Here is a 13,659-nt window from a genome sequence, read left to right as displayed (position 1 = left end):
GCCGGGGGCTTTGTCAGGGCGGTGCTCAGCCGGGCCAGACGATCGACTGGAGCTCGCTGTAGGCGTGCAGCGCGTACGAACCGACGTCGCGGCCCACGCCGCTCTTCTTGAAGCCGCCGAACGGCGCCTCCATGTTGCGGGCGACCGTGTTGACCCCGACGCCGCCCGCCCGCAGGCGGCCCGCGACACGGAAGGCGCGGGCCGCGTCACCGGACCAGACGTAGTCGATGAGCCCGTAGTCGCTGTCGTCGGCGAGGGCGAGGGCCGTCTCCTCAGCGGCCTGCGGGGTGGCCCCCTCGAAGGGGACGACCACGACGACCGGGCCGAAGATCTCCTCCTGGACGACCCGCATGTCCGGCGTGCAGTCGGCGAGCAGCGTGGGCGCCACGTAGAAGCCCTTGCCGAGGCCGGGCCCGGCGGGGCGTTCACCGCCCGTGACGACCCGGGCGCCCTCCTCGCGACCGATCCGCACGTACGACTCGATCCGGTCGCGGTGCGCGGCGGAGATGACGGGCCCGACCACCGTGTCCGGCGCGCGCGGGTCCCCGACCTTCAGGCGGCCGGCGTATCCGGCCAGCATCTCCACCAGCCGCTCGTACACCCCGCGCTCGGCCAGGACGCGGGTGGGCGCGGTGCAGATCTGGCCGCTGTAGAAGGAGAAGGTGGTGCCGATCCCGGCGACCGCCGCCGTCAGGTCGGCGTCGGCGAAGACGATCGCCGCGCCCTTGCCGCCCAGCTCCATCAGCTGCCGTTTCATGTGCCGCCCGCACACCTCCCCGATGCGCTGCCCGACGGCCGTCGACCCGGTGAAGCTGACCATGTCGACGTGGGGGGAGCCGACGGCGGCCTCGCCGACGGCCGCGTCCGTGCCGCAGACGACGTTGACGACCCCGGGCGGCGCCCCCGCCTCCGCCAGCGCGGCCGCCATCCGGAAGACGGACAGGGGGTCCTGCGGGGCCGGCTTGACCACGACGGTGTTGCCCATGGCGAGCGCGGGCGCGACCTTGCCCGCCGCGTTCGCCCAGGGGTTGTTGTACGACGTGACGCAGGTGACGACCCCGACGGGCCGCCGCACCGCGACCGCGCCCGTCACCCCGGCCCTCCCCATCGGCCCCGCCTCGCTGAGCTGCGGCGGAAGTCCGCTCTCCACCGGCTCCAGGGCGCCCTTCGCGTACCGCTCGAAGCGGGCCGCCGCCACCGCGACCTGCATGCCCCGGGCGGTGGCGGTCGTCGCGCCGGTCTCGGCCCGGGCGAGATCCGCGTACGGGACGAGGTCGCGCCGGATGATCGCGGCCGCGCGGGACAGAAGGGCGGCCCGCTCCCGCGGCGGCGTGCGGGACCAGCCCGCGAAGGCGGCACGAGCCGCCGAGGCGGCGTCCTCGGCCTGCGCGCGGCTCGCCTCGGGCGCGAGGCCGACGACCTCCCCGGTCGCCGGGTCGATCACCTCGTAGTGCCCGCCGTCGGGCTCCACCCACTCACCGCCGACGAACAAACGCTGCGCGTGGCTCACTTGGTGCTCACCGTCCTGGTGTCCCGCCCGGAGCGCAGCACCCTGCCGGGCACGGCGCCGGTGACGGCGTCCTCGCGGATGACCTCGACGCCGTTGACCCACACCGCGTCGACGCCGATCGCCCGGGAGTCCAGGCGGGGGCTTTCGCCGGGCAGGTCGTGGACGAGGGTGGCCTTCCCCGCGTCGATCCGCTCGGGGTCGAAGAGGACCAGGTCGGCGTGGTGGCCCTCGGTGATCCGGCCGCGTTCGCGCAGTCCGAGGAGCCGCGCGGGATCGTCGGTGAGCATCTTCACGGCCTGTTCGAGCCCGACCAGCTCGCGCCCGCGCAGGCAGTCCCCGAGGAACCGGGTCGTGTACGGCGCCCCGCACATGCGGTCCAGGTGCGCCCCGGCGTCCGAGCCGCCCAGCAGGACGTCCTCGTGCTCCCAGGTCCGGGCGCGCAGGGCCCAGGAGTCGGGGTCGTTGTCGGCGGGCATCGGCCACAGCACCGTACGCAGGTCGTCGTGGGCGCAGATCTCCACGATGCACTCGAAGGGTTCCTGGCCGCGTTCGGCGGCGATGTCGGCGACGACCCGTCCGGTGAGGCCGTCGTTCGCCGTGGAGTACGTGTCGCCGATGACGTACCGGTCGAAGCGGGCCAGGCGCCGGAAGACGCCGGCCTCCTTGCTGTCCGCGCGCCGCAGCATCCCGGCGCGCACCCCGGGGTCGCGGAGCCGCGCGATCCGCTCGGGCACGGGCAGAGCGAGGACGTCGTTCCAGCCGGGGATGAGGTTGAGGGCGCAGAACGTGCCGAGCGACATGTTCATCGGGGTGAGGATCGGCATGGTGAGGGCGACGACGCGGCCGCCGGCCCGGCGGGCGCGCTCGCTCGGCACGAGCTGGCGGGGCACGCGTTCGGGGACGGCGGCGTCGATGGTGAGGACGTTCCAGTTCAGGGGCCGCCCGGCGGCGACGCTCATCTCCACCAGCAGGTCGATCTCGTCGTCCCCGAACTGGTCCAGGCACCCGGCGACGATCGCCTCCAGCTGCGTGCCCTCGTGCTCGGCGACGGCCCGGGACAGGGCGAGCAGCTCGGCGGGCCGCGCGTACCGGGACGCCACGGGCCGCCCGTCGCCGTCGGAGTGGGTGGCGGACTGCGTGGTGGAGAGGCCCCAGGCGCCGGCGTCCATCGCGTCGTGGAGGAGGTCGAGCATCTGCCGCAGCTGGTCGGGGGTCGGCTGCCCGCCGACGGCGTCCGCGCCCATCACGTACCGCCGCAGGGCGCAGTGCCCCACCATGAATCCGGCGTTGACGGCGATCCGCCCCTCCAGGGCGTCCAGGTACTCCCCGAAGGAACTCCACGTCCAGGGCGCCCCCTCCTCCAGCGCGACCAGCGACATGCCCTCGACCTTCGCCATCATCCGCCGCGTGTAGTCGGCGTCCTCGGGCCGCGCGGGATGCAGCGGCGCGAGCGTGAACCCGCAGTTGCCGCCGGCGACGGTCGTCACGCCGTGGTTGAGGGACGGCGTCGCGTACGGGTCCCAGAACAGCTGGGCGTCATAGTGCGTGTGCGGATCGACGAACCCCGGCGCGAGCACCCGCCCCCGGGCGTCCTCGCTCGTCACGGCCGGCTCGGTGCCGGTGCCGGGTGCGGCGATGACGGCGATGCGGCCGTCCCGGATGCCGACGTCGCCGGCGAAGGCGGGGGCGCCGGTCCCGTCCACGACGGTGGCCCCCTTGATGAGGTGGTCGAGCATGACGGAACGTCCCCTTCCGGAGAGCGGAATGGTCAACGCACACCCGGCGCGACAATTCCGGAGAGCGGAATGGTCTGCGCACACCTGGCGCGTTGATTTCGGAGAGCGGAATGGTCCGTGCGCAATCGGCGCGTCGAGCAAGTCGAGAGCCCGGACCGGCGGAATTCCAGCCCGTCCGGCGTTTGAGGACGAGCCCGAAGGGCGATTGGGGGGGTCCGGGGCACAGCCCCGCGTCAGCACCAAGGCCCCGCCCAGGCCCGGCAGGGCCCCGGCCTCCGTCCGGGAGAGGAGGCCGGGGCGGCTGAAGGGCGACCTCAGGAAGAAGCCGCCGCCCGGAACCGGGAGGTCCGATGCACGGGATCCGTGTCGATCTTGGGAATGACATGCTCCCCGATCAGCCGGATCGTGTTCTTCGTGTCCTCGGGCGAGACCCCGATGGGAAGCCCGAAGCTGAGCTGATCGGCCCCGGCCTGCTCCCACCGCTTGCACTGCCGGAAGACCTCGTCCGGGTCGCCGCAGATCATCAGCTCCTCGGCGATGAGCAGCTCGATGATCTCCTCGCTGTAGGCGGGCAGCAGCTCGGGCCACCGGGGGATGCCCTCGGGCCGGGGGAACGTGTCGTGGTAGCGGAAGAGCAGCGACTGGAGGTAGTTGAGCCCGCCGCCGACGGCGATCTCGACGGCCTTGGCGTGCGTCTCGGCGCAGATGGCCGTGGAGGTCACCATGACGTTGTCGTTGACGAAGTCCCCGACCGCCTCGGCGTCCTTGACGGCGTTCTTGTAGGACTCCACGACCCACTCCATGTCGGAGACCTTCTGCACGCTGAAGCCGAGCACGCCGAGGCCCTTCTTGCCCGCCATCGCGTACGAGGAGGGGGACCCGGCGGCGTACCACATGGCGGGGTGCGACTTCCCGTACGGCTTGGGAAGGATCTTGCGGGGCGGCAGCGACCAGTGCTTGCCCCGGAAGCCGGCGTACTCGTCCTGGAGCCACATCTTGGGGAACTCGGCGATGGTCTCTTCCCAGATCTCCTTGGTGTGGTTCATGTCGGTGATGCCCGGCATGAACCCGAGGATCTCGTGCGAGCCGGCGCCGCGTCCGGTGCCGAACTCGAAGCGCCCCTCGGAGAGGTGGTCGAGCATGGCGACCTTCTCGGCGACCTTCACGGGGTGGTTGACGGGCGCGAGCGGGTTGAAGATGCCCGATCCGAGGTGGATGCGGTCGGTGGCGTGGGCGAGGTAGCCGAGGTAGACGTCGTTGGCGGAGAGGTGGGAGTACTCCTCCAGGAAGTGGTGTTCGGAGGCCCAGGCGTACTTGAAGCCGGCCTTGTCGGCCTCGATGACGTACTCGGTCTCCTCGATGAGCGCCTTGTGCTCCGCTTCGGGGTCGACCCTGGCCCGCGCGGCGGGCACGTATCCCTGTACAAAGAGACCGAATTCCAAGGAGGTTCACCGTCCTCGTGAGGTCTGGCGGTCGCGGCGGCATAGTTTCTGACGCCCCGTCAGTTCAGGATGCGTCGACTGTTCCACCCGCCCCTCGGACCGTCAAGACCTGACGGGCCGTCACCTACTGGGCGGGGCCCTCGCGGCTCAGAGGACGCTGACGCCCGCCAGCCAGCCGCCGTCGACGACGAAGGGCTGGCCGGTGATGTAGGAGGAGTCCTCGCCGGTGAGGAAGAGCGCGAGGGCCGCGATCTCCTGGGGTGTGCCGATCCGCCCCATCGGCACCAGCTTCCGGTACAGCTCGGCGACCGCGCCCTTCGCCACCTCGGGGTCGGCGCCCGGATCGAGCTGGGCGGGATTGGTCATGGCCGTGTCGACCGCCCCCGGGCAGAGGGCGTTGACGCGGATCCTGCGAGAGGCCAGCTCCAGCGCTGCGACCCGGGTCAGCCCGAGGACGGCGTGCTTGGTGGCGGCGTACGCGCCGACGTACGCCATGCCGGTGAGCGCCGCGTAGGACGCGGTGTTCACGATGGTGCCGCCGCCGGCGTCCGCGATCTCGGGGGCGACGGTGCGGATGCCGAGGAAGCAGCCGATCTGGTTGACCTGGATGATCTGCTGGAACTCCGCCAGGGGTGTGGCGAGGAGTTCGTTGAAGCGGAGGATGCCCGCGTTGTTGACGAGCCCGTCGACCTTGCCGAAGGCGTCCTTGGCGGTGGCCACGGCGGCCTGCCAGTCCTCTTCGCGGCCCACGTCGAGATGGACGTAGAGCGCGGCGCCCTTCCCGTCCCGCACCCCGGCGTCCGCGCCGATCTCCTTGACGAGGGCCTCGCCCTGCGCGTCGAGCACGTCCGCGACGACGACCTTGGCGCCCTCGGCGGCGAACAGCCGCGCCTCCTGCTCGCCCTGCCCGCGCGCCGCGCCGGTCACGATGATCACGCGGTCGTCCAGCTTGCCCATGGGAACGCTCCTCGGTCGGTGGAGTGGGTGGGGCGGTGTGCTCACGCGTCGAGGTGCGGGGCCACGTCGGCGGCGAACGCCCGCATCTGGTCGGTGAGTTCGGCGCGGCTGCGGCTGCGGAAGCGGACCTGGATCTGGTCGACGCCCATCGCCGCGTACGCGCGCAGCGACTCCGCGAGGGCGTCCGGCCCGCCGTGGAGCGTCCGGCGGCCGACGGGCCAGCTCGGTGCCCCGACGTACAGGGGCTCGGTGATCGCGCCGACGACGATCGGCTCCTCGATGCCCGCCTCCTCCCGCAGCCGCCGGAGCCGGGCGATCCGCGCGGGCAGCTCGGGGCGCGGGTCGCCCTGCGGCAGCCAGCCGTCGCCCCGGATCGCCGCGCGGCGGACGGCGGCGGGCGAGGAGCCGCCGACCCACACGGGGACGCGGCGCTGCGCGGGGCGGGGCAGCTGGCCGAGGTCGCCGAAGTCGTAGCGGGGGCCGTGGTGTTCCGGATACGGCTCCGGGCCGAGCGCGGCCCTCAGGGCGTCGATCGTCTCGTCCAGCAGCGGCCCGCGCCGCGCGAAGTCGACGCCGAGGGCGGCGAACTCCTCCGGCACGTGCCCCGCCCCGACCCCGAGGATCAGGCGGCCGCCGCTGAGGTGGTCCAGGGTCGCGTACTGCTTGGCGGTGACGAGGGGGTGGCGCAGGCCCACGACGGCCACGTGGCTCAGCAGGCGGACGTGCTCGGTGACGGCGGCGAGGTGGGCGAGGGTCGCGACGGGGTCGTACCAGATCAGGCCCATGCCGTCGGCGAGCCGGCGGGGCACGGCGACGTGATCGCAGCAGGCGACATAGGCGAAGCCGGCGCGGTCCGCCGTCCGGGCGATCTCGATCAGGTCACCCGGGGTGGCGCCGGCCTCCCACGCCTCGGCGTAGAGGGAACTCTGCGACTGGACGGGCAGCTGCATTCCGTACGCGATCACTGGCCCCACACCCCCACCTCGCCCCGGCGGCACGGCACGCGCCGGGGAGGACCCATGGTCGTAGCTGACGCACCGTCAGACAAGGGGTCCGGAAGCCCGCGCCACGGAGCACCGGGGCGGGCGGCGTCACGCCCCCGCCCACAACCCCGCCGGCGTCAGACCGAGCAGCTCGATCGCGTTGCCCCGGACGATGCGGTCCACCACGTCCGGCGGCAGGTGGCCCATCTGCGCCTGGCCCACCTCACGGGACTTCGGCCACGTGGAGTCGGAGTGCGGGTAGTCCGTCTCGTAGAGCACGTTCCCGACACCGATCGAATCCAGGTTCCGCAGGCCGAAGGCGTCGTCGAAGAAGCATCCGTACACGTGCTCGGCGAACAGTTCGGACGGCGGCCGGTGGACCTTGTCGGCGACCCCGCCCCACCCACGGTTCTCCTCCCACACCACGTCCGCGCGCTCCAGGACGTAGGGGATCCAGCCGATCTGGCCTTCCGCGTACATCACCCGCAGGTTCGGGAAGCGCTCGAACTTGCCGCTCAGCAGCCAGTCGACCATCGAGAAGCAGCAGTTGGCGAAGGTGATCGTGGAGCCGACCGCCGGCGGCGCGTCCGCCGAGGTCGACGGCATCCTGCTGGAGGAGCCGATGTGCATGGCGACGACGGTCCCGGTCTCGTCGCACGCCGCGAGGAAGGGGTCCCACGCGTCGGTGTGGATCGACGGCAGCCCCAGGTGCGGCGGGATCTCGGAGAAGGCGACCGCCCGCACCCCGCGCGCGGCGTTGCGCCGCACCTCGGCGGCGGCAAGCCCGGCGTCCCACAGGGGGATCAGGGTGAGCGGTATGAGGCGGCCGTGGGCCTCGGGGCCGCACCACTCCTCGACCATCCAGTCGTTGTACGCGCGCACCCCGAGGAGCCCCAGTTCGCGGTCGGCGGCCTCGGTGAACGTCTGCCCGCAAAAGCGCGGGAAGGTGGGGAAGCACAGGGCGGACTGGACGTGGTTGACGTCCATGTCGGCGAGACGGTCGGGCACGCTGAAGGAGCCGGGGCGCATCTGCTCGTAGGTGATGACCTCCAGCCTGATCTCGTCCCGGTCATACCCGACGGCCGTGTCGAGGCGGGTGAGCGGCCGGTGCAGGTCCTCGTACACCCACCAGTCCCCGACGGGCCCCTCGTCCCCCTTCTCCCCCATGACCGGGGCGAATCTGCCGCCCAGGAAGGTCATCTCCCTCAGCGGGGCGCGGACGATCCGCGGGCCGGTGTCCCGGTACCTGGCCGGGAGCCGGTCCCGCCAGACGTGCGGGGGTTCGACGGTGTGGTCGTCCACCGAGATGATCCTCGGGAAGCTCGCCGCGCTGTCCGCGCTCTCCATCGTCTCCATGCGGCCCACGGTAGCGCTGATCTGACGGCCCGTCAGCTGCTCGGTTCCGGGTCGCCCACGCCTCCTTGGGGTACCCGCGTCACGCGGGACGCCGTGCGAGGACCCTGTGAGAGCCGTCTCCCACGGCTGACGCATCCGCCGTGGACAAGGCAAACTGGCGGGGTGCACGACCGAGGCACGGCCCGGACCCGCCACAGGCGCCGCACGGGCACGGCCGAGGGCATGACCGAACGAGGCACGACGCGGGCAGGGCAGGCCCGCGACCGGCAGGATCTGGGAACGGCAGGGCGGCAGGGGGAGCGATGGTCGATGCACCGCGAGTACCGGAGCAGTGGCGTCCGGCCTCGGGGAACATCCCCGAGGGGCGGACCGAGGGGCACCCCGAGGTCCGGGCACCACACTTCACCGTGCTCGGACCGGTGCGGGCCTGGCACGGCACGGAGCAGCTCCCGACCGGCTCACCACAGCAGCGGGCCCTCCTCGCGGCCCTCCTGCTGCGGGACGGCCGCACGGCCACGGCCTCGGAGCTGATCGACGCCCTGTGGGGCGAGGAGTCACCCTCCCAGGCGCTGGCGGCGGTCCGTACGTACGCGTCGCGCCTGCGCAAGGTGCTGCCCCCCGGAGTTCTCGTCAGCGAATCCGGCGGGTACGCCCTCCAGGTCGCCGACGGCGCCCTGGACCTGGCCGTGGCGGAGGACCTCTGGGCGGCGGCAGAGAAGGCGCGCGGCGTCGGTGACCTGGGCACGGCGCGCACCCTGGTGAACAAGGCACTCGCCCTGTGGGACGGCGAACCGCTCGCCGGCGTGCCCGGACCGTACGCCGACACCCAGCGCACCCGCCTCGACGAGTGGCGACTGCAACTGATCGAATCGCGCCTCGACATGGACCTGGAGGTCGGCTGCCACGCGGAGGCCGTCTCCGAGCTGACGGCCCTGACGGCCGCCCACCCGCTGCGCGAGCGGCTGCGCGAACTGCTGATGCTGGCCCTCTACCGCAGCGGCCGCCAGGCCGAGGCCCTCGCGGTCTACGCGGACACGCGGCGGCTGCTCGCCGACGAGCTGGGCGTGGACCCGCGCCCCGGCCTCAAGGACCTCCAGCAGCGCATCCTCCGGGCCGACCCGGCCCTCACCGAGCCCTCGGCCGCCGCCCCGCAGCCGGCGGCCGCCGTGGTCCGCCCGGCCCAGCTGCCCGCGACCGTCCCCGACTTCACGGGCCGCGCCTCCTTCGTGAGCGAGCTGAGCGACATCCTCTCCGCCGCCGAGGGCCGCGTGATGGCGGTCTCCGCGCTCGCGGGCATCGGCGGCGTCGGCAAGACGACCCTCGCCGTCCACGTCGCGCACGTGGCCCGCGCCCACTTCCCCGACGGTCAGCTCTACATCGACCTCCAGGGCGCCGGCGCGCGGGCGGCCGAGCCGGAGACCGTCCTCGGCGCGTTCCTGCGGGCCCTCGGCACCCCCGACTCCGCGATCCCGGACACCCTGGAGGAGCGCGCCGCCCTCTACCGCTCCGTCCTCGACGGCCGCCGCGTCCTGGTCCTCCTGGACAACGCGCGCGACGCCGCGCAGGTACGTCCCCTGCTGCCCGGCATGGAGGGCTGCGCGGCCCTGGTCACCAGCCGGGTCCGCATGGTCGACCTGGCCGGCGCGCACCTGGTGGACCTCGACGTGATGTCCCCCGAGGAGGCGCTGCTCCTGTTCACCCGCATCGTCGGCGAGGAGCGGGTCACCTCGGAGCGGGAAGCGGCCCTCGACGTCGTCGCGGCCTGCGGCTTCCTGCCGCTCGCCATCCGCATCGCCGCCTCGCGCCTCGCGGCGCGCCGCACCTGGACCGTCTCCACCCTCGCGGCGAAGCTCGCCGACGAGCGGCGCCGCCTGGACGAGCTCCAGGCGGGCGACCTCGCCGTCAAGGCCACCTTCGAGCTCGGCTACGGCCAGCTGGAGCCCTCCCAGGCCCGCGCCTTTTGCCTGCTCGGCCTCGCCGACGGCCCCGACCTCTCCCTCGCCGCCGCCGCGGCCGTCCTCGACCTGCCCCCGGAGGAGACGGAGGACCTCCTCGAATCCCTGGTCGACACCTCTCTGGTCGAATCGGCGGCCCCCGGCCGCTACCGCTACCACGACCTCGTACGTCTCTACGCGCGCGCGTGCGCCGAACGCGACGAGCAGCCGCCGAGCGAGCGGGACGCGGCGATGTCGCGGCTGCTGGACTTCTACCTGGGGTCGGCGGCCCGGGTCTACGCCATCGAGCGCCCCGGCGACCGCACGGTGGACCACCTGGAGGTCACCGCCCGGGCCGGCCTCGACTTCACCGACAGCGGCCGCGCCTTCGACTGGCTGCACACGGAGGCGTCCTGCATCCTGGCGTGCGTCCAGCACTCGCTGGGCCAGGGCAGCCTGCGGCGCGCGGTGGACCTGCTGCTCGCCTCGAAGGACCTCGCGGAGTCGGGGGCCATCTCCTACCGGTACGAGATGGCGACGCGCGCCGCCTGTGAGGCGGCCGCCGAGGCGGGGGACGCGCTCGCCGAGGGCCGGGCCCGGGTGACGCTCGCTCAGGTGCTCAACAAGTACGGGCGCTTCGACGACGCCTCCGGCCAGCTGGAGCGGGCGGCCGCGCTCGCCGCGCGGTCCAAGGACCCCTGGACCACCGGCAACGCCCTGAACGAACAGGGCATCGTCAACAACTGCGTCAACCGGCCCGACGTGAGCGAGGTCCATCTGCGGAGCGCCATCGAGGTCTTCCGCGCGGACGGCAACCGCCACAGCGAGGCGAGCGCCCTGTGCAACCTGTCGCGGGCGCTCCTGGCGATGGGCCGCACCACCAGGTCGATCGAGCTGGCCCGGCAGGGCATCGCCGTCTACAGCGACCTCGGGGTCACCTACCGGCTGGCCAACGCGAAGTACGCCCTCGGCCTCGCCCTCAGCGACGCCGGCCACCGCGCGGACGCCCTGGACCAGCTGACCGACGCCCTGCAGATCTTCGCCACGAACCGCCAGCGCCTGTGGCAGGGCACGACGCACTACCGCGTCGCCCAGGTGCACCTGGCGGACCGGCGCGCGACACAGGCGGCCCAGCACGCCGAGCAGGCGCTCGCCATCGGCTGCGTCGGCGGTGAGTGGATGCGGGCCAACGTGCTGACCCTGCTGGGCGAGTCCCTCGTCAGCCTCGGGCAGTCGGACCGGGCCCAGGCCTGCTGGCGCGAGGCCCTGGCCATCCACGAGGAGGCGGGCGCCCCGGAGGCCGACCGGGTGCGGTTCCTGCTGGCGCCGTCCGCCTGCGCCTGACCCCGCTCGCGGCGGCGTTCATCGAACGTTTATGAGGAGCTGCCACTCTCAAGGAGTCGATCCGTCGCGTCGGGGGGCAGACGGGTCGCACGGGCCCTGCGGTTAAGGTGAGCGGCCCACTACGCCCGTTCGGCGATCCTCGGGGGAGTTGCCGAGCGGGCGTGGCTGTCCCGAAAGCCCCGCTCAGACGAAGGAGTTGTCGTACATGAGCGAGATCGACAAGAACATCGGTGTCACCACGATGGCGGAGGGCCACACGCCCGCCCCGCCCAAGGACGGGGCCGTCACCACCCAAGGCGAGGGCCACACGCCCCTGCCGCCCAAGGACGGCGTCTTCACCACCCAGGGCGAGGGCCACACGCCGGTCCCGCCCCAGGGCTGACCCCACAGCTGCACATCCCGACGGGGGAACGATCGGCCGCGGCGGCGCGGAGGGGAAGCCGCCGCGGCCGACGCATGCCCGGGGTGCCGGGCCCCTCTGGGCCCGCGTCGCGCCCCGGGCGTGCCACGCCGCCCCGCCGTCCCGCCGCCGGAACCGAACGTTCGGCCGCCTCGTCAGTAGGGTCCCCTGCTGTTGGAAGTCCCCGCCCCACCCGAGGAGTTGGAATGACCCGTAGCAAGAAGTTCCTCGTCGCTCTCGCCCTGGCGGCCGCCGCCACCGGCGTGGCGGCCTCGCCGGCGCTCGCCGACAGCCATACGCCGTCCGTCACCCTCGGCGACAGCCACACGCCGTCCGTGCCGCTCGGTGACGGCCACACGCCGTCGGGCCCGCGGACCTGATCCGCCCGCCCCCAGGGGGCCGACGGGGCCGGGCTCACCGCTCGGCCCCGTTCACCAGGCGCCGCAGCGAGCCCTTGACGGCTGCCACGAAGGACTCCCGCGTCGCCTCGTCCAGCAGGTCCAGGGACAGGTACGGGTTGAGGTCCTCCAGTTCGACCAGGAGCAGCTCGCCGGTCCGGGTGCGGCAGGCGTCCACGCGCTGGATGCCGTGGTCGATCGCGTTCCAGTCGACGAAGCGCTGCGCGAAGGCGAGGTCGGCGGGGGTGGGGGCGTAGCGCTCCAGGTGCCAGCGCTTGTCGGGGGCGGGGCCGTGGAGCGCGTACTGGAAGGCGCGGTCGACGAAGTAGAACGACACCTCGTACGTGAAGTCGACGCGGGGCTGGATCAGCAGGTCGCGCCGGCCGGGGGGCAGCGCCGCGAGCGCCCGCTTCGGCAGGAACTCCAGGCCTATCGAGTCCGCGCCCTGTTTCGGCTTGACCGCGTAGGTGTCCGCGTCCGGGAGCCGGTCGAGGTCCCGGGGGTCGTCGACGGTGGGGATGACGGGGAGGCCGGCGGCGGTGAGGTCGAGGAGGTACTGCTTGCCGACCATGTCGGCCTTGCCGGTCAGCTGGTTGTACACGCGTGCCCCGGCGCGCGCCGCGCGGGCGGTGAAGTCGTCCCACCGGTCCTGGTAGTGCAGGACGGGCCCGCTGTTGCGGACCATGACCGCGTCGAAGGCGGACGTCTCCATCAGGGCGGCCGCGTCCAGGGGGTGGCACAGGGCCACGTCGAAGTCCTCGCGGAGCCGGGCGGTGAGATGGATGTCCTCGTCGCAGTAGCGGCGGCCCTTGGCCTGGTAGGCGAGGTCCGTGACGAACAGGAGGCGGGGGCGGGTGGGCCGGGCGGGGTGCTCTGGGCGCATCCGATGATCGTCGCAGAGGGTTCGCGTCGCGGCGGGGGCGCCGGGGCGTACGTGCGCCATGGCAGAGTCATGCACATGCTGACCACACCGACGCACCGACGCCATCTCGCCCTGGCCGCAGCTCTGTTGGCGGCCGTGCTGCCTCTGACCGCCTGCGGCGACGAGAAGCGGACGGACGCCGCCCCGGCCGCCCCCCGCGACACCGCGTCCACCACTCCCTCGGCGCCGGGCGCCTCCCCCTACGTGGAACCCGGAGCGGCGGACGGCGCCCCGCACTACGGCGAGAACAGCGCCCCACGGCGCCCCGGCGACATGTCCGCCGCCGACGAGCGGACCGCGCGGGCCGAGGCCGCCCGCATGACACCTGTCCTGAAGCGGCTCTGGCGGCAACGGAAGTGGGACCCGGACAGCGTGCGCGCCACGCTCATCGACAGCCTCGGGTACAAGCCGCGCGAGACGACCCACGCGGGCAAGCTGCTCGGCGGCGAGCTGGAGGTGAGGGAGATGTACCAGCGCTACGAGGGCGACGACTACGTCACCCCCGAGGGCGCGATGATCGGCCTCTACATCGGCGACGACGCCTGCGTCACCGCCTACATCCAGAAGACCAACTACGGCGCCAGAGCAAACGGCCGCTTCAAGGAAACAGGCTGCCTGGAACCACCCATCGGCCACTGACCCACCGCCCGCGGTCATGGCACGCGAGGCGCCGCCGA

General features: G+C 73.1%; 11 protein-coding genes. 4 read left to right on the top strand and 7 right to left on the bottom strand.

Annotation, left to right across the window (positions count from 1 at the left end; all coding sequences use genetic code 11):
* Nucleotides 1-25: 25 nt before the first annotated feature.
* From ACZ516_RS16765 to ACZ516_RS16740, 6 genes are all read right to left on the bottom strand, one after another.
* Nucleotides 26-1,510 (bottom strand): aldehyde dehydrogenase family protein, encoded by a 1,485-nt coding sequence (locus ACZ516_RS16765; RefSeq protein ID WP_469010766.1) that lies wholly within the window; start codon nt 1,508-1,510, stop codon nt 26-28.
* Nucleotides 1,507-3,246: an N-acyl-D-amino-acid deacylase family protein gene (locus ACZ516_RS16760; protein ID WP_469010764.1), complete on the bottom strand. Its 1,740-nt coding sequence runs from the start codon at nt 3,244-3,246 to the stop codon at nt 1,507-1,509. Before ACZ516_RS16760 ends, ACZ516_RS16765 begins: the two co-directional genes overlap by 4 nt.
* Before the next feature lie 314 nt (nt 3,247-3,560).
* Complete coding sequence (locus ACZ516_RS16755) at nt 3,561-4,688, bottom strand: LLM class flavin-dependent oxidoreductase (protein WP_361078063.1); 1,128 nt, start codon at nt 4,686-4,688, stop codon at nt 3,561-3,563.
* Between the two features lie 147 nt (nt 4,689-4,835).
* Nucleotides 4,836-5,645 (bottom strand): SDR family NAD(P)-dependent oxidoreductase, encoded by an 810-nt coding sequence (locus ACZ516_RS16750; RefSeq protein ID WP_469010763.1) that lies wholly within the window; start codon nt 5,643-5,645, stop codon nt 4,836-4,838.
* Nucleotides 5,646-5,686: 41 nt separating this feature from the next.
* A complete protein-coding gene (locus ACZ516_RS16745) occupies nt 5,687-6,595 on the bottom strand; it encodes a TIGR03619 family F420-dependent LLM class oxidoreductase (RefSeq protein ID WP_469011031.1) in 909 nt (302 codons plus the stop codon).
* 141 nt (nt 6,596-6,736) lie between these two features.
* Entirely contained in the window at nt 6,737-7,975 is a 1,239-nt protein-coding gene (locus ACZ516_RS16740) for an amidohydrolase family protein (RefSeq protein WP_467465304.1), read from the bottom strand.
* Nucleotides 7,976-8,286: 311 nt separating this feature from the next.
* Here ACZ516_RS16740 and afsR point away from each other — a divergent pair, with 311 nt between their 5' ends.
* The 3 genes from afsR (at nt 8,287) to ACZ516_RS16725 (ending at nt 12,042) form a co-directional block, all read left to right on the top strand.
* Nucleotides 8,287-11,262 (top strand): SARP-family global regulator AfsR, encoded by a 2,976-nt coding sequence (gene afsR, locus ACZ516_RS16735; protein WP_469010762.1) that lies wholly within the window; start codon nt 8,287-8,289, stop codon nt 11,260-11,262.
* A gap of 205 nt (nt 11,263-11,467) precedes the next feature.
* Nucleotides 11,468-11,644 (top strand): sigma-like protein, encoded by a 177-nt coding sequence (locus ACZ516_RS16730; protein WP_358580316.1) that lies wholly within the window; start codon nt 11,468-11,470, stop codon nt 11,642-11,644.
* Nucleotides 11,645-11,868: 224 nt separating this feature from the next.
* Nucleotides 11,869-12,042 carry a hypothetical protein gene (locus ACZ516_RS16725; RefSeq protein WP_358580318.1) on the top strand — a complete coding sequence of 58 codons (174 nt, stop codon included), beginning with the start codon at nt 11,869-11,871 and terminating at the stop codon, nt 12,040-12,042.
* Nucleotides 12,043-12,076: 34 nt separating this feature from the next.
* Here ACZ516_RS16725 and ACZ516_RS16720 read toward each other — a convergent pair whose 3' ends face one another.
* Entirely contained in the window at nt 12,077-12,943 is an 867-nt protein-coding gene (locus tag ACZ516_RS16720; protein ID WP_469010761.1) for a hypothetical protein, read from the bottom strand.
* 75 nt (nt 12,944-13,018) lie between these two features.
* Here ACZ516_RS16720 and ACZ516_RS16715 point away from each other — a divergent pair, with 75 nt between their 5' ends.
* Complete coding sequence (locus ACZ516_RS16715; RefSeq protein ID WP_361078081.1) at nt 13,019-13,621, top strand: hypothetical protein; 603 nt, start codon at nt 13,019-13,021, stop codon at nt 13,619-13,621.
* Nucleotides 13,622-13,659 lie beyond the last annotated feature (38 nt).

This window comes from Streptomyces sp. NPDC034037 (assembly GCF_055575715.1).
This window is presented reverse-complemented; position numbering and strand designations above follow the sequence as displayed.